This window comes from Sneathiella chinensis, from assembly GCF_012720115.1.
GTDB classification, from domain to species: Bacteria; Pseudomonadota; Alphaproteobacteria; order Sneathiellales; family Sneathiellaceae; genus Sneathiella; species Sneathiella chinensis.
This window is the reverse complement of the sequence record NZ_VNWN01000007.1, coordinates 1-18,579: the sequence shown is the minus strand read 5'-3', so window position 1 is coordinate 18,579 and position 18,579 is coordinate 1. Positions and strand designations below refer to the sequence as shown.

At 56.5% G+C, this 18,579-nt stretch carries 17 protein-coding genes and 1 pseudogene; 6 read left to right on the top strand and 12 right to left on the bottom strand.

Annotated elements, in window-relative coordinates:
- Window positions 1-20: 20 nt before the first annotated feature.
- Together dctP and FQB27_RS12495 are read right to left on the bottom strand one after the other, a co-directional pair.
- Window positions 21-1,052 (bottom strand): TRAP transporter substrate-binding protein DctP, encoded by a 1,032-nt coding sequence (dctP, locus tag FQB27_RS12500; RefSeq protein WP_169561400.1) that lies wholly within the window; start codon window positions 1,050-1,052, stop codon window positions 21-23.
- 65 nt (window positions 1,053-1,117) lie between these two features.
- Window positions 1,118-2,488 carry an MmgE/PrpD family protein gene (locus FQB27_RS12495; RefSeq protein WP_169561399.1) on the bottom strand — a complete coding sequence of 457 codons (1,371 nt, stop codon included), beginning with the start codon at window positions 2,486-2,488 and terminating at the stop codon, window positions 1,118-1,120.
- Window positions 2,489-2,866: 378 nt separating this feature from the next.
- On the opposite strand from FQB27_RS12495, the gene FQB27_RS12490 reads away from it, so the two are divergent.
- The 4 genes from FQB27_RS12490 to FQB27_RS12475 all read left to right on the top strand — a co-directional run bounded on the left by FQB27_RS12490 (window position 2,867) and on the right by FQB27_RS12475 (window position 7,057).
- Window positions 2,867-3,787, top strand: a complete 921-nt coding sequence (locus FQB27_RS12490) for a LysR substrate-binding domain-containing protein (RefSeq protein ID WP_169561398.1) — start codon at window positions 2,867-2,869, stop codon at window positions 3,785-3,787.
- 194 nt (window positions 3,788-3,981) lie between these two features.
- A complete protein-coding gene (locus FQB27_RS12485; protein WP_169561397.1) occupies window positions 3,982-5,079 on the top strand; it encodes a type I restriction enzyme HsdR N-terminal domain-containing protein in 1,098 nt (365 codons plus the stop codon).
- A 274-nt stretch (window positions 5,080-5,353) separates the two neighbouring features.
- Entirely contained in the window at window positions 5,354-6,427 is a 1,074-nt protein-coding gene (recA, locus tag FQB27_RS12480; RefSeq protein ID WP_169561396.1) for a recombinase RecA, read from the top strand.
- A 216-nt stretch (window positions 6,428-6,643) separates the two neighbouring features.
- The gene (locus FQB27_RS12475) at window positions 6,644-7,057 is read left to right on the top strand and encodes a lipocalin-like domain-containing protein (RefSeq protein ID WP_169561395.1); all 414 of its coding nucleotides are present in this window, start codon (window positions 6,644-6,646) and stop codon (window positions 7,055-7,057) included.
- A gap of 277 nt (window positions 7,058-7,334) precedes the next feature.
- On the opposite strand, the gene FQB27_RS12470 is transcribed toward FQB27_RS12475, so the two are convergent.
- The 10 genes from FQB27_RS12470 to purC form a co-directional block, all read right to left on the bottom strand.
- Window positions 7,335-8,549: an MFS transporter gene (locus FQB27_RS12470; RefSeq protein ID WP_169561394.1), complete on the bottom strand. Its 1,215-nt coding sequence runs from the start codon at window positions 8,547-8,549 to the stop codon at window positions 7,335-7,337.
- Between the two features lies 1 nt (window position 8,550).
- Complete coding sequence (locus tag FQB27_RS16900; RefSeq protein WP_169561393.1) at window positions 8,551-9,555, bottom strand: nucleoside recognition domain-containing protein; 1,005 nt, start codon at window positions 9,553-9,555, stop codon at window positions 8,551-8,553.
- Between the two features lie 5 nt (window positions 9,556-9,560).
- On the bottom strand, window positions 9,561-10,592 hold the full coding sequence (locus FQB27_RS12460; protein WP_169561392.1) for an alpha/beta hydrolase: 1,032 nt from the start codon (window positions 10,590-10,592) through the stop codon (window positions 9,561-9,563).
- Window positions 10,593-10,652: 60 nt separating this feature from the next.
- Window positions 10,653-11,528: an NAD(P)-dependent oxidoreductase gene (locus FQB27_RS12455; RefSeq protein WP_169561391.1), complete on the bottom strand. Its 876-nt coding sequence runs from the start codon at window positions 11,526-11,528 to the stop codon at window positions 10,653-10,655.
- A gap of 137 nt (window positions 11,529-11,665) precedes the next feature.
- Complete coding sequence (gene grxD / locus FQB27_RS12450; protein ID WP_169561390.1) at window positions 11,666-12,004, bottom strand: Grx4 family monothiol glutaredoxin; 339 nt, start codon at window positions 12,002-12,004, stop codon at window positions 11,666-11,668.
- A gap of 31 nt (window positions 12,005-12,035) precedes the next feature.
- A complete protein-coding gene (locus FQB27_RS12445; protein WP_169561389.1) occupies window positions 12,036-12,272 on the bottom strand; it encodes a BolA family protein in 237 nt (78 codons plus the stop codon).
- Between the two features lie 16 nt (window positions 12,273-12,288).
- A complete protein-coding gene (purL, locus tag FQB27_RS12440; protein WP_169561388.1) occupies window positions 12,289-14,487 on the bottom strand; it encodes a phosphoribosylformylglycinamidine synthase subunit PurL in 2,199 nt (732 codons plus the stop codon).
- A gap of 8 nt (window positions 14,488-14,495) precedes the next feature.
- Entirely contained in the window at window positions 14,496-15,185 is a 690-nt protein-coding gene (gene purQ, locus FQB27_RS12435) for a phosphoribosylformylglycinamidine synthase subunit PurQ (RefSeq protein ID WP_169561387.1), read from the bottom strand.
- Window positions 15,186-15,211: 26 nt separating this feature from the next.
- Window positions 15,212-15,454 carry a phosphoribosylformylglycinamidine synthase subunit PurS gene (gene purS / locus FQB27_RS12430; RefSeq protein ID WP_169561386.1) on the bottom strand — a complete coding sequence of 81 codons (243 nt, stop codon included), beginning with the start codon at window positions 15,452-15,454 and terminating at the stop codon, window positions 15,212-15,214.
- A gap of 58 nt (window positions 15,455-15,512) precedes the next feature.
- Window positions 15,513-16,277 (bottom strand): phosphoribosylaminoimidazolesuccinocarboxamide synthase, encoded by a 765-nt coding sequence (gene purC, locus FQB27_RS12425; RefSeq protein ID WP_169561385.1) that lies wholly within the window; start codon window positions 16,275-16,277, stop codon window positions 15,513-15,515.
- Between the two features lie 338 nt (window positions 16,278-16,615).
- On the opposite strand from purC, the gene FQB27_RS12420 reads away from it, so the two are divergent.
- Window positions 16,616-16,939: a DUF1476 domain-containing protein gene (locus FQB27_RS12420; protein WP_169561384.1), complete on the top strand. Its 324-nt coding sequence runs from the start codon at window positions 16,616-16,618 to the stop codon at window positions 16,937-16,939.
- 411 nt (window positions 16,940-17,350) lie between these two features.
- A pseudogene (locus FQB27_RS12415) lies at window positions 17,351-18,579 on the top strand (hypothetical protein); the annotation flags it as partial.

The window sequence follows — 18,579 nt, the reverse complement described above, 5'->3', positions numbered from 1 at the left end:
GTTTCCCCTTGGCCCAGAATTTACAGGGCGGCCTTTTCGACGGCTGCCTGTGTACGCTTGGCGAAGTCCGGGTCAATCCGCAGTTCCTCGATCACGCTGTCCTGAATGGGGTAAAGGCTTTCCCGCAGGGTATCGAGATCCTTGGCGCTGGCATCAAACACGGTGATCCCGTTCTGGATGGACTCGGTGCGCGCGTCGCTGTCCCGGTCGGCGGTGAATTCCCGCTGCGGGCCCACGGCCTCATCCCAAGTGGTTTCCATCAGGTCCTGAAGTTTCTTCGGCAGGCTGTTCCACAATTCCATGTTGATCATGGGGACATACTGGTGGAAGGCATGCTGGTCCACATAGGCGTATTTGATCCCGGAATCCCATAGCTTGGCGCTGCGCACGGATTCAAAGGCGGTCATGACGCCGTCAACCATACCGGTTTGCAGGGCTTGCGGGACATCGGGCCACGATACCTTGACCGCGTTGGCACCAAGAGCCTCATAACGGCGGGCATGGGCCGCACTGCCGGCAATGCGGATCCGTTTCCCCTCATAGTCGGTCGGGGACTTGATCGCTTCTGTCTTCATGAAGGTGATGGCCGGTCCGATATCAATGAAGCGGCCCAGAATTTTGACATTCAGCTTCTGTTCCGTCTTGGTGACCAGTTCCTTGCCGATCTCGCCATCCATCACCTGATAGGTCACCTGACGATCCCGGCCAAAGAACATGGGCAGGAAGATTACGCCATATTCCGGAATGAATTTTGTCAACTGCCATGTGCCCGGAACGCCCATGTCCAGCGTCCCCTGCGCCAGAGCCGTGGGAACGGCGGACCCCTTGAATTTGGAGGCGCCCTCGAACACGTTGATTTTCAGTTCGCCATTGGATTTGGCGTTCAGGACATCGGCCCATTTTTTGATGCTGATATTGCGGATATGATTGGGGCCTGTATCCAGTGCCACATCAATCTTGTATTCCTTGGCCTCTGCGCTTGCCGCCGACAGCATGCCTGCAGCGGTGATCGCTGTCAGGGCTGCCTTGATCACATATCTTCTTGTTTTCATGTCTCTCTCCTCTCGTTAGACTCCTGATCTTTCCCATCAGGTGACGGACCGGGCCGCCGCTCACGCTATACTGACAAACTCCTCAAATACGATGCTATCTGCCGGACATTGTGTCCCTCGATCCCGCGCAGAATTGCCAGCAACCCCTCACTCTGCTGCGGGGGGAGTGACCGGCTGGCGCAGGACCTGAATTTCTGCTCCAGATCCTCCTCCTGCAGCGGGGCGTGGATTGTCCCCACCGGTTGCAGGATTTCCCGAACCAGAACACGCCCGTCACAGGTTGCGATGGTGGTCATGGCCGGCATATCCCAAATGCCTTCGCCCCTGTCAGACTCCGGGCCGGCTTCCAGCATGGTGATCCGGGGCATGAAGGCCCGCACGTCCGGGCGGTGAAGGGCTTCTTCTGTAAAGTCCTCCAGCCCCAGCGTGCCCCCGACGGCCAATGCCGCCGCGGTATAGGTCATGGAAAACCGTGCCTCGTTGACCGTTGTCGGGCTGTCGAAGCGCAGGTTTCGGGCGTTGGAATCCGGGATGCGGGTTTCAATCCTTGCGATATCTTCCGCGGTCAGGTCGTTTTCCCTCATCAACTGGTGGATGGCGTCCAGTGTCCGGTGGGCGCTGGCGCAGCAGGGCCATCTTTTCCGGGCCAGTCCATGATCGATGATGGCAAGGCTGGCATTGCGCCGGTTGCCGGGTCGGGCTGGGGCATGATGCAGGGACAGGAACCCCCACGGGCCTTCAAACGGGTCCGGGTGAGCCTGAACCCCGGCGGCGGCCAGTCGGGACGCGGTAATGCCGGCCCGCGCCGCAAGTCCGGCATGAAGGGGCTTGGTCATGCTGCCAAACTGGATCTTCGATCCGCAGGCCATACTGGTGGCCATACTGAGGGCGGACCGGGCGGTTTCCGTATCAAGGGTCAGCAGCCGCACGCAGGCGGCCGCCGCGCCGATCGCCCCAATGGTGGATGTGGCATGCCAGCCAGCGGCGTAATGGGCAGGGATCATGCGGTGACCCAGCCAGGCCTGAATTTCCAGTCCGACAATATAGGCGTCCAAAAGAAGGTCACCCGATGCGCCGACTTCCTCGCCCAGCGCCAGAAGGGCAGGGACAAGAACAGCTGAGGCATGGGTGACCGCAGGGAGAAAGTTGTCGTCGAAATCCAGCGCATGGGCGGCGGTGCCGTTCACCAGTGCCGCATTTTCCGCTGAAAGTGTTTCCGTCCGCCCAACGACCGAGCACAGTCCGCCGCCGGACCGGTGCAGGCCCTCAAAGACTTTCTGGACCACTTCCTCGGATGTGGCGGCGAGAATACAGGCAAATGTATCGATGAACGCCTCGCGCGCCCGCTGGCGGGCGACAGGATTGCAAATGGTGGCGGTTTCTGAAATCCAGATCGCAATTTCATCGGCGGTGTTCGGGGCGGTTATGGTGTTCATTGGCAGCACCATCCGGCCAGTGCTTCTCCGGACATGCCTGAAAGGGGGCCACCTGAAGAGGGGCTGGCGGCGTCCTTCGCGGCCAGAAAGGACACTGAATATTGTTTAAAAAATGAAACCGTAGGGTGGTAATTGTATGATTTAATATTTGTAAAATTTAGGAATATTTGGCTGTAAGTCCTTTTCGAAAGGGAAAAGTCCAGACAAATTCGTGTCTTATATGCTTTAAAAACTCGTATTTTATTGGTGTTTTCCATGGTTTTTCAAAGCTCTGAAACTAATCGACAAGTTATCCTGTGTTGTTTAAATTAGGCAACTATTAAGGGTAAATGAATTTAAAACCCGTGTTTTTGTGTTTACTTTTTCTAAAGGTGGAACATGAGGGACCAGCTTCCGCCTCTCAATGCGTTGAAGGCGTTTGAAAGTGCCGGGCGGTACCTGAATATCGGGCGGGCCGCCGAGGCGCTTGGCGTTTCCTCAGGGGCGGTCAGCCAGCAGGTTCACGCCCTTGAGAAATGGATTGGGTGTCGCCTGTTCCAACGGACCAACAAGGGGCTGGAATTCACCGAACCCGGACGGGTTTATTTTGACGAAATATCCCGCTCCTTCGAGGCGATCCGCGTTGCCACCCGGTGCGCCGGGCGCCCGGATGTGCGCAAGGGGTTGGTCATATCGGTGACCGCCTCCTTTGCCATGAAATTCCTGTTGCCCCGCCTGACCCGGTTTCGGGATTTGTGGCCGGATGTGGATATATCGGTTTCGACGGTGGAGCTGGTCAGCGAATATCATGCCGCAGATGGGGATGTAGGCATTCGTTATGGCATGGCCCGCCAATCGGGCATGTGGAGCCGGGAAATCCTGCGCGACGAGCTGCTTCTGGTGGCGGCGCCGCATCTTCTTGACCCGTCGGCAGAGGGGTTTGATCTTGACAGATTGCGGGACTATCCACTGTTGTTGGACAAGCATCCCCGGGTCATAAAGGATTATCCGTCTTGGGAAACCTATCTGTCCAGCAACGGGCTGGCCGATGTTTCGCACCTGACCATGCGCGAATTTTCCCAGCAATGGATGGTCATTGAGGCCGCCGTCAACGGGGAGGGGGTGGCCCTTGCCAAGAAGTGCCTTGTCCAGAATGACCTCGACAGCGGCCGTCTTGTCGCCCTCAGCGGAACGGAACTGGCTCTGGAATCCGGCTATTACCTCCTGACCCTGCCCGAAAACGCCAATGACACAGTCATCCGAAGTTTCCGCAACTGGCTCGCCACCGAAACCGCAAAGCTGCGCGGCCCCACACCCTGAAAACCGCAGCCCCACCGGGTGGACCTTTCTGTAATCGGGGTCAGGCTATGTTTGTTTTTCTTACCATTTTACCACAATCACCCTCCTGAACAGGAGGCGGGGTAACAACGGAGCACCCGTTTGCCGATAAAATAAACTTATACTATTTTCTTTTTTCAGTATTATGTTTTTAAAATGTTATCGGGAGGAAGATAATGGATTTGATTGATCGTTTGCAGGAACTGTCCGCACGGATTAAACGCCAAAAAGACCATGTGTTGACTGAGGAGGCTGCCAAAACAGCTTTTGTTCTGCCTTTTGTGCAGGCTCTTGGCTACGACGTCTTTAATCCTTCTGAGGTCGTACCTGAACTTACCGCTGATCATGGGATGAAAAAAGGCGAAAAAGTCGATTATGGCATCAAACAGGATGATGGCATTGTCATGCTGATTGAATGCAAGCCTGTCGGCTCGCAACTTGCCGCAAGTCATGCGGGTCAGTTGTTTCGGTATTTTTCGGTTACAGAGGCCCGGTTTGGTGTCCTGACGGATGGTGTCAGATATCTTTTCTATACCGATCTGGATCGGCCCAATCAGATGGATGAGCGGCCTTTTTTCGAGTTCGATATCCTCAATTTTGGAGGGCAGGAAATTGAGGAACTGAAAAAGTTCACCAAAACAAGTTTTGATATCGAGACCATAGTCAGTACGGCCAGTAACTTAAAATATCATCGAGCGCTCATGGTGGAAATTGGTCTTGAGTACAACAATCCAACTGAGGAGTTTGTAAAAATTTTCACGAACCGTGTGTATTTGGGCAGGTTTACCCAACAGGTAAGGGAACAATTCACGGAACTGGTGCAGCGCGCATTTGAAGATTTCGTTCGGGAAAAAGTGAATGCCCGTCTGAAGTCTGCTCTTGAAACAGGAGGGGCAACAAAGAGTGAGACTTCGGATGTAAAGAAACCCACCGCTGCTCTGGAGGCTGTTGTGCAAGAGGGGGACGACGGGATCGTTACAACAGAAGAAGAAATCATGGCATTCCGTATCGTTCAGGCAATCGGGGCAGAGGTTGTTGATGTTGACCGGATTTACATGCGGGATGCGAAAAGCTATTGCGCCATTCTTCTGGATGACAACAACAGAAAATCAATATGTCGGCTGATTTTCCTTAAAACGAAGATGTCAGTTCTTGTTTTTACCCCCGGGGGCGAAACACGTCAGGATATTGGAAAAGTGGAAGATATATTTGCTTTGCGGGAACAGATACAGGCTGCCATTCGCCAGTTTGATGAAGTGGCGCAACCGGCTTGATTGCTGCAGTTTGCTAATCCGAGGTGTGCCGCATTCCTCCGTTAGGCATTTGAGGTGTTTTTCCAGTGGGGAATGCCCCGGATTGGTGGACTGATTCAGGGGAATCGGGAATGGTGAAAAGGCGAATCGAAAGGTAGATCGCCGGAACAAACTTGGAACAAATAAAAATATACTATTAAAATCAAGGTATTAAAAATATGTTGCCAATGAGAACAAAACATGTACATTGACTGTATTGCATCCTTGGCGGACCTATGAAATAAGTGGGGAACGAATGGTACAAACAGCACTGAAACTCGTCGAAGCAGGTGGCATGGACAAGAAAAAAGCTCTGGAAGCAGCAATGAGTCAGATCGACAGGGCCTTTGGCAAGGGCTCTGTGATGAAACTGGGCCAGCAGGAAGCGCTGGACATCGCTGCGATCCCCACAGGATCCCTCGGACTGGATATCGCCCTTGGTATTGGCGGTCTGCCCAAGGGGCGTATTATCGAAATTTATGGTCCGGAAAGTTCCGGGAAAACCACGCTGGCCCTGCATGTGGTCGCGGAAGCGCAGAAAAACGGGGGCACCTGTGCCTTTGTGGATGCGGAACACGCACTGGACCCGATTTATGCAAAGAAGCTGGGCGTCAATATTGACGAGTTGCTGATTTCCCAACCCGACACCGGGGAACAGTCCCTTGAGATTGCCGATACACTGGTTCGGTCCGGGGCCATTGATGTGCTGGTGGTTGACAGTGTGGCGGCTCTGGTGCCGCAGGCGGAACTGGAAGGCGAGATGGGCGATACCCATGTGGGTCTTCAGGCCCGACTGATGAGCCAGGCCCTCCGCAAGCTGACCGGGTCCATTTCCCGTTCCAACTGCATGGTCATTTTCATCAACCAGATCCGGATGAAGATCGGCGTCATGTTTGGAAGTCCCGAGACAACAACGGGCGGTAACGCATTGAAATTCTATGCATCTGTCCGTCTTGATATTCGCCGGATCGGGCAGATCAAGAACAAGGACGAGGTGGTCGGCAACCAGACACGGGTCAAGGTGGTCAAGAACAAGGTGGCCCCGCCGTTCAAGGTTGTTGAATTTGACATCATGTATGGTGAAGGGATTTCGAAAACCGGTGAAATCCTTGATCTGGGCGTAAAGGCCGAGGTCGTGGAGAAATCCGGCTCCTGGTACTCCTATGACAGTCAGCGGATTGGTCAGGGCCGGGAACAGGCGAAAACCTTCCTCAAGGAAAACCCGGAAATGGCCAAGCAGATCGAAACGAAGATCCTGCAGAATGCGGGCGTCATTGCCGAAGCCATTCAGGGCAACCCGATTGAAGAGGAAGAAGAAGGCGCTTCCTGATAAGGCGCTTTCGAATAAGGTGATTTTCAGTCGATTTGCTGCCAGAGGCCAATTCATGGCGCTGGCAGCAATGGATCAGGCCTAAAGCCCAGTACCAAGCCTAAGCCTAAGCCTAAGCCTAAGCCTAAGCTCAGGCACAGAACCCGAAACCGGCATTCTTGTTGATGCCGGTTTTTTTGTTGTTATGCTGATAAAAACAAAAAAAGGGAGAGGGAGATGAGCGGGAAAACAGATCGGGAGGATCTGGTCGGGACATGGCGCCTGCTGGACTGGAAATCATTCAAGGATGGCGAGTTTTACAAATATCCCATGGGTGAGGGATCGAAAGGGCAACTTGTCTATACGTCAGCGGGGCGCATGTCCGGCTTTCTGATGCGCGCCGATTTTGGCGATGAGGCCCCCGGTATCGATACCCCGGCAGCCAAATGCCTGTCCTATGCGGGGGATTTTCGGATTGAGGGGGACGAAGTCATTCACGATGTCGATCTGGCGACCATCCCCGAATGGATCGGTTCGCCCCTTGTACGGACCATCGGTTGGGATGGGGATCGGCTTTTGCTGACAACCGGGCCGGACATGGCCAGAAACGGTCATGCCTATTCCAACGCTCTGTTGTGGGAACGTCTGTAGGCGGTCCCAAACCGCTAGCGGTAGTCTCAAGTACGGGAAACGACCGCGATCATTATTGTAGTTGCGGCTGTGCTTGTGCTTGTGCTTGTGCTTGTGCTTGTGCTTGTGGCTGTGCCTGAGCCTGAGCCTGAGCCTGAGCCTGAGCCTTTGGAACCGATCTGGTGAATGGTATTGCTACAGATACTGGTGCCGGCCCGTTGCCTTTGTGCGATCCGCTTGTGATCGTTGGCGGGGGCGGGGTGGAAAGGGCACCCGGCGGGGCTTTGGTGTCGCTGGTTTAGCGGCGGCCGTTGGCCATCTTGATTGCGTCGGGATGACGGCGCAGGCGCCCCATGGCGATAACCCCGAGAAACGGGCCGATGGCCAGCGCGGCGAAGGCATGGGTCCAGCCGAACATGGATACCACATAGGGCATCAGGTGGATGGCGCCCAGCGTCAACAGAAAACCGGTGGCCGTCTGGATGGTCAGCATGGTGCCGACCCGGTCACGGGGGGAAAGTTCGGCGATGCTGGCGGAAAACTGGGCGGAATCGGCAATAATGGAAATGCCCCAGATCAGGCAGATCAGAAACACAAGCAGCGGTGAGGCGCCAAAGAAAAACCCGACCACAAGGGCGCAGGTGCCGCTGACAGTCATGGCGGCCATGGTGAGCGTGGTGCGCCCCAACCGGTCGGCCAGCCCCCCGGCCAGCAGACAGCCGAACGCACCGCCAAGGCCGATCACTGCAAAGGCGGCAAGGCGAGACCAGAGACCGGCATCCCCGTCCTGCATGGACAAACGGAAGCTGGCATCCAGAAACACCCCGATCCATGCCCACATGGCATAGAGTTCCCACATATGGCCAAGATACCCGAAATTGGCCAGCCGAAGACTGGGGATGGAGAAGGCGCTGAGGGCGGCCCGTGGATTGAAGGGGGCGGACGGGGCCATGTTGGGGCCGATCTTCGACAGGTTGATCAGCAGGGACCCCACAGCGGCGGCAAGGGACGCACTGATAATGGTAAAGCGCCATTCCAGCCCGCCGAAGGCGTTGAACAGATGCGGGGCCGAGGAGCCGAGGGTCAGGGCGGCCACCAGAATACCCACCAGTAGCCCCAAATCCCCCTTGGCCCATGAGGTGGCGAGCTTCATGCCCACCGGATAGACCCCGGCCATACAAAGACCGGTCAGAAAGCGCAGCAGGACGATGCTGACGGAATCCGGCGGGACCCACAGGATGAACAGGTTGGCAACCGCCGCCACCAACCCGGAGGCCATGATGAAGCGGCGCGGGTCAATCCGGTCGGCCATGCCCAGAAAGGCGCTGAGAACCGCGCCCGCAACGAACCCGGCCTGAACCGCACTGGTCAGCAGAGAAACCTGTTCCCCGGAAATCCCGAACTCTGCCTGCAGCGAGGGGGCAATGGCCGAGGCGGAGAACCACAGCGCCATGATGCTGACCTGTGACAGGGCAATGAGGGTCAGGGACAGTCTTTTTTCCGGTGCAGGCATGTCACTTTTCTGTTTTTTGGTCCGGAATGTCTTTATTTGCCTTGAACAGCAGGGAGTGGAAAATCCGGTCCGGCATTTTCAGGATACAGTAGCTGATGGGAAGGATCAGCAGAATGGCAACAACAATCCTTCCGACGAACACCCCGCTCCAGTGCCCGCCAAAGGCAATGGCAATCAGGGTGTCTTCTATCAAACTATGGCAGAAACCCATGAAAACCATGGAAAGAAAGATACTTTTCGGATTGAGACCGGCCTTCTGGATTTCCCGCAGGATCAAGGCCCCGCCAAAGGACAGGCCCAACAGAATACCGACCATGGCCAGCGGGGCCGCGTTGGGCCCAATCCCGATGAGGCGGAGGACGGGCGTCAGCATCCGGGTCAGGAAGTCCGTCACGCCGGTTTCCTTCAAAATGCGCAGGAATACGATCAGGAACAAGAGAACCCAGTAAATCCAGAACAACCCGATGGCCGAGGATTGTATCCAGCTTATCCATGAGCCATCACCGTTGTCGGTGCCGGCGGCGATCAGGATGGTGGCCGGTTCGTTAAAGCCGTCCATCCCCCGATAGATCAGGTGCAGGAGCCAACCATAGAGGAAAGCCGCGCCAAGCCGGGTGAGCAGGGAAACCAGCAGGCTGCACCCGGCTTTTTTGACGATTGTCACCTCGACAGGCAGGGCATGGGCAAACAGCATCATACCCGCCAGCACGGTCATGTTACCGATGGTCAGGGAGACATCCCCCTGAATACTGACCAGAACAGCCCCGGCGGCATAGAGCCCCACAACCAGATTGGTGGCAAGGACAATGGCGGTCTCGGCGGGCAGGCCGACAAAGGCCATGACCGGCTCACACAGGTCGCTGAGCATCTCCACCAGCCCGATCCGGGTTCCGGCTTCCACCAGCACCATGACCGGCACCATGATCTTGAGAAGGCCCCAATAAACGGCCAGACTTTCAACAAACAGTTCCCGGCCGATTTGCCGAAGATGCGGGAGAGGGGTCACATCGGTTACTCTGTAAATAAACGGTTTTTGAGGGTTTCTGCGGCGGTTTTGAGGGCTTTTTCTGCTTCGGGGAACAGGCCGGTCAGGGACATGAAGCCGTGAACCATGCCTTCAAAACGGAGGATGCCCATGGGAACGCCCGCCTCTTTCAGGGCACGGGCGTAACTTTCCGCCTCATCCCGAAGAGGATCAAATCCGGCGGTGATCACCAGTGCCGGGGCAAGACCGGCCAGATCGGTTTCAAGACCGGGGGAGGCGCGCACTTCGTTGATCTCGGCGGGGGCGGACAGGTAATTGTCCCGGTACCAGTGCATGCGGTCTTTCGTCAGGAAAAAGCCGTTGGCAAAGCGGTCATGGCTTTCGGCTGTGAAATTGGCATCGGTGGTGGGATACATCAAAAGCTGGCAAAGGGGTTGGGGCGTGCCGTGGCGCTTGGCATCCTGACAGGCAACCGCCGCCAGATTGCCGCCGGAACTGTCGCCGCCAACGGCCACCCGGTCTGGATCAAGGCCCCGCTCGGCGCCATGTTCCTGCACCCAGCGAAGCGCGGCATAGGCATCATCCACTGCTGCAGGATAGCGATGTTCCGGCGCAAGGCGATAGTCCACCGACAGAACACAAAACCCGCCATAGGCCGCCAGCCGCCGGAACAGGCCGTCATGACTGGCGATAGAGCCGCGAATGAAGCCGCCGCCGTGATAGCCCACCAATACAGGCGAGGGAGACGGAGCGGAAGCCGGTCGATACAGCCGCACCGGGATATCCCCGGCCGGACCCGGAATGCTGAAATCCTGAACGTCGGCCATATGGACCGGATCGCCAGCCAGCAGGGCGGACAGGTTTTCGATCTGTTCACGGGCGTTTTCAACGGTTTCCTGTTCGATGGGAACGGTTTGCTTTTCCACCACCCGGCACAGGAACTGCGCCTTGGTATTGAGGATGATGCCATCGCCCCGGACGCGCCGCCCAAGATAGACAAGGTTAAAGACGCCGCCCGGAATGGAGGACAGGATTTTGACAAGAAGCTGCTGACTCATGAGTTCCCCGGATAAACGATGCGATAGCATGCCGAGCATATCCAAATTGGAAAAACGCGCCTAGTCCTTTTGCAGGGTCTCGATCACCCGGGCCCCGTTGGAGTTGCCGAACCCGTCATCCACCAACTGTTGAAGCCGGTTCAGTGTCTCGATCCCCAGGCCGGGGTTGAAGCCAACACTCTTTTCAAAATCAACGGCATAGCGCGTATCCTTGAGACGCCACTTTGCTGCAAAGGTAACGTTCTCATCAAACTTTCCGGCCAGCATGACGGGGCCGTTTCGTTTTACCTGATCGCTGCCGCAGGCACTGTCGCCGAGGGTCTGGACCACGGTTTCCAGATCCAGTCCGGCCTTGTCCGCCGCGTACAATCCTTCGGCAAGGGCCTGTATCTGAACCGAACTCATCAGGTTGACGATCAGCTTGAACGCGGTCCCGGCACCGATGCCGCCGAAATGCCGCTGGCTGGAGGAAAGAGGCTTCAGAATATCCTGAAGGCGGGCAATCAGGTCCTTGTTCCCGCCAAGAAGCAGCATCAAATCCCCGCTGACCGCTTGCGCCGGGACACCGTTTACAGGGCAGTCCAGAAAAGCCGGGCCGGCCTTCTCAACAAGGCGGGCATGTTCCAGTATCCACTCGTAAGACAAGGTGGAGCATTCAATGGCGACAGCATCGGGGCGGAGCGGACCGCTGAGAATACCATCCTCGCCGTGCCAGACGGTGCGGCAGGCGTCGTCATCCCCGAGCATGGTCATGATGACCTCGGCATCTTTTGCGGCGTCATGGGGGCTGCTGGCCAGTCGGGCGCCGGCCTCGACCAGCGGGGCGGCCTTTTCCGCCGTCCGATTGTAAACCGTCAGGTCATGGCCCGCGTCCATCAGGCGGGACGCCATGCCAAACCCCATATTGCCGATACCGATAAAGGCCACCTTTGTCATTGCGTGTCTTTCTTTTCTGGGGAACAGGGATGTTCAGGGAATTGTCGATCCGGGGAGTATGGATCAGGAGGCGGGTGCCGTAAAACGGAAACGGCGCCACAGGGGCGCCGCTTCATCGCATTCGGAACCGGAAGAAATCAGGCAGAGGCCAGAGCCACGTTCTTTTCTTCCAGAAGGGACTGCAATTCACCGGTTTCAAACATTTCGCGCATGATATCGCAGCCGCCAATGAATTCACCCTTCACATAAAGCTGCGGGATGGTAGGCCACTGGCTGAAGGCCTTGATACCTTCGCGAATGCTCGGATCACTCAGGACGTCGATACCGTTGAACTTGACGTTGAGGTGAGAGAGGATCTGCACCGCGGTTGCGGAAAATCCGCATTGCGGGAAAATGGCTGTGCCCTTCATGAACAACACAACATCATTCGAGGAGATTTCCTGTTTGATGCGTTCTTCAGTCGCTTGATCAAGCATTTACACGTCCTTTTTAATCTAAAAATTCAGTTCAGTCTTTTGGAACGGATGTCTGCAGCGCCAAGGCATGGAGGTCATCCCCCATCTTTCCTTTCAGCGCTTCATACACCATCTGATGCTGACGCACACGGGGAAGGCCTTCAAAGGCCTCCGACACGACAAGGGCGGCGTAATGATCACCATCACCACGAAGATCGGTGATGGTGACTTTTGCACCGGGAATGCCCTCGCAAATCATGCGTTCAATTTCACCTGCGTCCATTGCCATGCACTCATACTCCTGCTTAATGGCCCGGCACGGTCATCAGGTCTGGCAGCCATTGACTGTGAACCTGACGAATATCTGATACAGATATGGCCAGCATGCCTGTTACTTTCAATTCATTATGACCGGTTGTCCCGAGAATTTGAAGGGGGACATCCGCCTTTTTCGCGTTTTCAAGCAGAGTTTGTGCGTTTTCCGCGGTTGCGGTGATCACATAACGGGCCTGATCCTCGGCAAAAAGGGCCGCATGGGCAGGCAGGCTGTCCTCAAGAGTGATCGTGGCACCCCGGTCCCCGGCAAGAGCCATTTCAGACAGGGCGACCGCGAGGCCGCCGTCGGAAATGTCATGGCTGGCCGTCACCAGACCGGCCTGAATGGAGGCCCGGACGAAATCGCCGTTGCGACGTTCCTGTTCCAGATTGATCGCCGGAGGGGCCCCTTCCTCGCGGCCTTCAATTTCGCGAAGATAGATGGTCTGACCCATGTTATCGGTGGTCTCGCCAACCAGCAGGATGGTTTCCCCGTCCGCCTTGAAGGCGATGGTGGACATGTGGCTGGACTGTTTCAGCAGACCAATACCGCCGATGGCAGGTGTCGGGTGAATGCCGGTGCCGTTTGTCTCGTTGTAAAGAGACACGTTGCCGGACACGACCGGGTAGTCAAGGGCGTTACAGGCCGCCTTCATGCCGGCAATACAGCCGACAAACTGCCCCATGATCTCGGGGCGTTCCGGGTTGCCGAAATTCATGCAATCGGTGATGGCCAGCGGATCGGCACCGGTGGCGGTCAGGTTGCGCCATGTTTCGGCCACGGCCTGCGCACCGCCGGTTTCCGGATCGGCATAGCAATAACGCGGGGTACAGTCGGTGGTGATGGCAAGGGCCTTGTCGGTCCCGTGCACACGAACAACCGCCGCATCGCCGCCCGGCCGCTGGATGGTGTCCCCCATGACCATGTGGTCATACTGTTCCCAGATCCATTTACGGCTGGCAATCTCGGAGGAGCCCATGAGGTTAAGAAGGGTTTTGCCAAGGTCCGCCGGAACGGGCAGGGTATCTGCCTTCAGCGGGGCGGGAGCCTCTGTCTTGACCCACGGCCGGTCATATTCCGGGGCGGAATCCGCAAGCGGTGCCACTGGCAGGTCAGCCACAATGTCACCATGCATGGTCAGAACCATTTTACCGGTGTCTGTCACCTTGCCGATGACGGCGAAATCCAGTTCCCATTTTTCGAAAATGGCACGGGCTTCGTCCTCGCGGCCGGGTTTCAGGATCATCAGCATCCGTTCCTGACTTTCGGACAGCATGATTTCATACGGGGTCATGCCTTCCTCGCGCATGGGAACATTGTCCAGATCGATCTGGATGCCCACGCCGCCCTTGTCGGCCATCTCGAAGGAGGAGGAGGTGAGACCCGCTGCGCCCATGTCCTGAATGGCCACAATGGCGTCCGTTGCCATCAGTTCAAGGCAGGCTTCCAGCAGCAGTTTTTCGGTGAACGGGTCACCGACCTGCACGGTAGGACGCTTTTCTTCGCTGTCATCGTCAAATTCCGCAGAGGCCATGGTGGCCCCGTGAATGCCGTCACGGCCGGTTTTGGAGCCCACATAGACAACCGGGTTGCCGATACCGGCAGCGGCGGAATAGAAAATCTTGTCCGTATCCGCAATACCGACGGTCATGGCGTTGACCAGAATATTCCCGTCATAGGAGGCGTGGAAGTTGGTTTCGCCGCCCACGGTGGGAATGCCCATGCAGTTGCCATATCCGCCAATGCCGGACACAACACCGCTGACCAGATGGCGGGTTTTCGGATGATCGGGACGGCCAAAACGCAGGGCGTTCATGTTGGCAACGGGGCGGGCGCCCATGGTGAACACGTCACGCAGGATGCCGCCAACGCCGGTTGCCGCGCCCTGATAAGGCTCGATATAGGAGGGGTGGTTGTGGCTTTCCATCTTGAAAATGGCAGCCTGACCATCGCCGATATCGACCACACCGGCATTCTCGCCGGGGCCGCAAATGACCCACGGGGCCTCTGTCGGCAGGGTTTTTAGCCATTTCTTTGAGGATTTGTAGGAGCAGTGCTCGCTCCACATCACGGAGAAGATGCCCAGTTCTGTCAGGTTCGGTTCGCGGCCCAGAATTTCCAGAACCCGCTCATACTCGCTTTCCGACAAACCATGCTCAGCAACGATTTCTTTGGTGATTTCCGTCATTTTTGCACTCAATTCAGGGAATTAACGAGATTGTCGAAGAAGAGTTTGCCGTCGGTGCCGCCAAGCTGTTCGCTGATCAGGCGTTCCGGGTGCGGCATCAGGCCAAGGATATTGCCCGCCTCGTTATAGATACCGGCGATATTGTTGCGGGACCCGTTGATGTTGGTCGCATCGGAAACCTCGCCGTTTGCATCGGCATACTTGAACGCCACCAGTCCTTCGCCTTCAAGGCGGGCCAGTGTTTCATCATCGGCGAAATAGTTGCCGTCATGATGGGCGACCGGGAAACGGACAACCTGACCGGAGGCAAAGGCACCGGAAAAGCGCTTGTTCTCGCCAACCACTTTCAGGTCCACATCCTTGCAGATGAATTTCTGGTTGGCATTGCGCAGCAGGGCACCCGGCAGCATGCCGGTTTCGGTGGCAATCTGGAAGCCGTTGCAGACCGCAAGAACAGGTGTGCCAGAGGCGGCGCGTTTTACCACTTCGCGCATGATGGGGGAATTTCCGGCAATGGCGCCGCAGCGCAGGTAGTCGCCATAGGAAAAACCGCCCGGAATGGCAATCAGGTCCACATCGGGAAGGTCGCTGTCACCGTGCCAGACCATGTGTGCCGGGGTGCCGAGGGACTGTTCGATCGCCACCTTCATGTCGCGGTCGCAGTTCGATCCCGGAAAAACAATTACAGCCGCTTTCATATCGTCTGTCTCCTTGACAAAAAGCGTTAGTCCAGCAGTTCGAATTCGTAGTTTTCGATCACTGTATTGGCCAGCAACTGCGTACACATTTTCTCGACTTCCGCCGGAGCGTCCGCGGCGGCAATATCCCCAAGGTCCAGTTCAATCACTTTCCCCTGACGGACCTCGCCGACATTGTCAAAACCAAGGCCGTGCAGGGCATGCGCAATGGCTTTCCCCTGTGGATCCAGAACACCGTTTTTCAAAGAAATGGTTACACGAGCTTTCATTTGTTCTCTACCTATGTAGACAAGAAAAAAAAGGCGCAATTGCTGCGCCTTGAGGAGTTTATTGGATTGAAGAAGGGCCCTTCAGGTCGCCGGGGCCGCCTTCGGGCAGAATACCCAAGCGCCGCGCCACTTCCTGATAGGCGTCCTCGACACCGCCAAGGTCACGTCTGAAGCGGTCCTTGTCGAGCTTTTCATTGGTCGCCATGTCCCACAGACGGCAGTTGTCCGGGCTGATTTCGTCGGCCAGGATGATCTGCACTTCGTCACCATCATAATAGCGACCGAATTCCAGCTTGAAGTCCACCAGACGAATGCCGATGCCGGTGAAAAGACCGCTCAGGAAATCGTTGACCCGCAGCGACAGGTTCATGATTTCATCCAGTTCCTGCGGCGTGGCCCAGCCAAAGGCGGTGATATGCTCTTCGGAAACCAGCGGATCGTTCAAATCGTCGGACTTGAAGCAATATTCGATGATGGCCCGGGGCAGCGCGGTTCCCTCGGTGATCCCGAGGCGGGAACAGATGGAGCCGGCAGCAATGTTGCGGATGATCACCTCAACCGGAATGATTTCCACTTCCTTGATCAGTTGCTCGCGCATGTTCAGGCGGCGGATGAAGTGGTTCTGGATTCCGATTTCGCCAAGGCGGGACATCAGGTGTTCGGAAATACGGTTGTTCAGGACACCCTTTCCGGTCACGGTTGATTTTTTCTCGCCATTGAATGCGGTGGCGTCATCTTTGAAATACTGGACGAGTGTGCCCGGTTCGGGACCTTCGAAAAGGACCTTGGCCTTGCCTTCGTAGACGCGTCTACGGCGTGTCATGGATGCGACTCCAACAAGAGGGACCGGAATACCAGCCGGCCCCGTATATCAACAGGACGAACAGTGAATTTTCGTTCAGGATCGGGCCTGAAATGTCCCTGTTCGGCAGGATCGCCAGCGTTCCCGGCGATTTCATGCGGAACATAGTTCAGTTGCGCTGCAAACACAACATTTCCTGTCAGGAAATAGTCACTTAAATATAAAAAAAAATCCGTGTAGGCTCTCGCATCGTTGCCATGTAAGATGTATATAGCATTATGAAGCCGTTGACAGGGGTGTTTGTCAGGCAAAAAGCTGTTATATTACAGTGATATTAGAGGAATTTTGAGGGCTCAAATATGTCAGGTTTTGATGATCGCGAGAAAACACAAGAGAACAAGTTCGTCCATGACAGTGATCTGGAATTCAAGGCGACCGCACGGCGGAACAAGCTTCTGGGGGCATGGGCGGCCGAGTTGATGGGCCTGAGCGGCGAGGCGGTTGATGCCTATGCCAAGGAAGTGATCATCGCTGATCTGGAAGAAAAAGGCGACGAGGATGTGTTCCGCAAGATCCGTCAGGATCTGGATGCCAAGAATGTGGAAATGTCCGATCACCGCATCCGTCGGCAGATGGACGAGTTGCTTGATGTTGCCCGGGAACAAATCCAGAAGGGCAACTGATCGTCAGATCATTTGATCAGACAAGGATCAGGAAGGGTCGGCTTTGCCGGCCCTTTTTTATTGCGCGTTATTAGGCCCGCAGGGCGCAGGGACGCAAGGCAGGGCTGCAACCGGACAGCGGTTTCCTGATCAACGGGCCGGACCGGTCCCGCAACCGGGCGCGGCTTGGCGCCGGGGTGACGCTCGGCCTCAATGCGGATACCGCGCTTGATCTCTCCTATCAGGGGGATGTGGCCTCGGATGAGATTTCCCACGCGGTGGCCGTGACCATTCGCTGGGCGTTCTAGGGGGCGGAGGGCCCCATCAAAATGATGGTTTTCTAACAAACAACAAGAAAATCGTTTGAAGGGTTTTTCGTTATAGTGGTATTTATTGGTGAAATTTTCGCCAATATAAGGAATGCGATTTTCCATGAAAAAAGCATCTGTGATCTTCTCAAACCGTCTTGCGTCCATTCACACGCGTCATTGCCTTGCCTTGTTGGCAACCGTGAGCATTCTTGGATTATCCTCTCCTCAATATGCGCTGGCAGGTGGTGGTGCCGGTGGGGTCGGTGACCAAGTCGGGGTAGATGACGGCGGGGACGGCGGGCAGGGCGGGGAGATTGGCCTGGCAGGTCAAGCCGGCGGGTTTAGTGACTCTGGAGCCCCAGGGGGGGCCGCTGGTACAGCCGGGACCGATGGAGCCAAGAATGGCGGACATGGGGGCGATGGGCAGAGTGACCCCGTAATGGGTAGCGGCGGCGGCGGCGGCGGCGGCGGCGGATATATTGGTGTCAACCTCCCCACGGCGGCAGCGGCTTATGGAAATTATGGCGATCAGCGGGGCGGTGATGGAGGAAATGGTGGCCAAGGGGGATACGGAAGTCATGTAGCTTTAGCAGGCGGCGGCGGCGGCGGCGGCGGTGCCGGTGGTCATGGAGTCTATTCAAGCCATCAGATGTATGTGACAAACTATGCCGCTGGTGTTTTTCGCGGTGGGCGCGGCGGTGATGGGGGCTGGTCAGCGATCTCGGGCGGTCAGGGCGGCGATGGCGGTGCCGGTCTTTTACAGACCAATGCTGGTGCTTTCGAGAATTACGGTCAGATCATTGGCGGCGACGGTGGTTTTGGAAATGCCGGGGGGCGTGATGGCGATGGCGGCGCCGGGATTGTCCAGACAGGCGGAAGCATTGTCAACGAAGATGGTGCCTCGATATATGGGGGGGACGGTGCCACTGGCGGGACTGGAATTGTCGCTGACAATATTGTCATTAACAACCAGGGCAGTATCACCGGCGGGATGAGCCGGGAAGCGAACGTCCCGGGCGGCGCGGGCATCGTGGGGCAAAACCTTCGGGTTCATAATTCCGGCACCCTTAAGGCGAGCGTGAACCTTGGTGGAATTGCGGGTGGTAACGGCCGTGGTGATGCTGTCCGTTTTACGGGCGGGGTTAATGAGTTCCATCTGTATTCCGGGGCGACTGTCACAGGGCGGGTGGTTGCCCACGACACTCCTGATACATTTGCTCTGAACGGCGGTACGAATGACAGCTTCGATGTTTCCCTGATTGGGTCCCAGTATGTCGGCTTCGGTGTTTTTAGGAAATATGCGGGGTCGAACTGGACCCTGACCGGAACGGGCAATCAGGACTGGGTGAT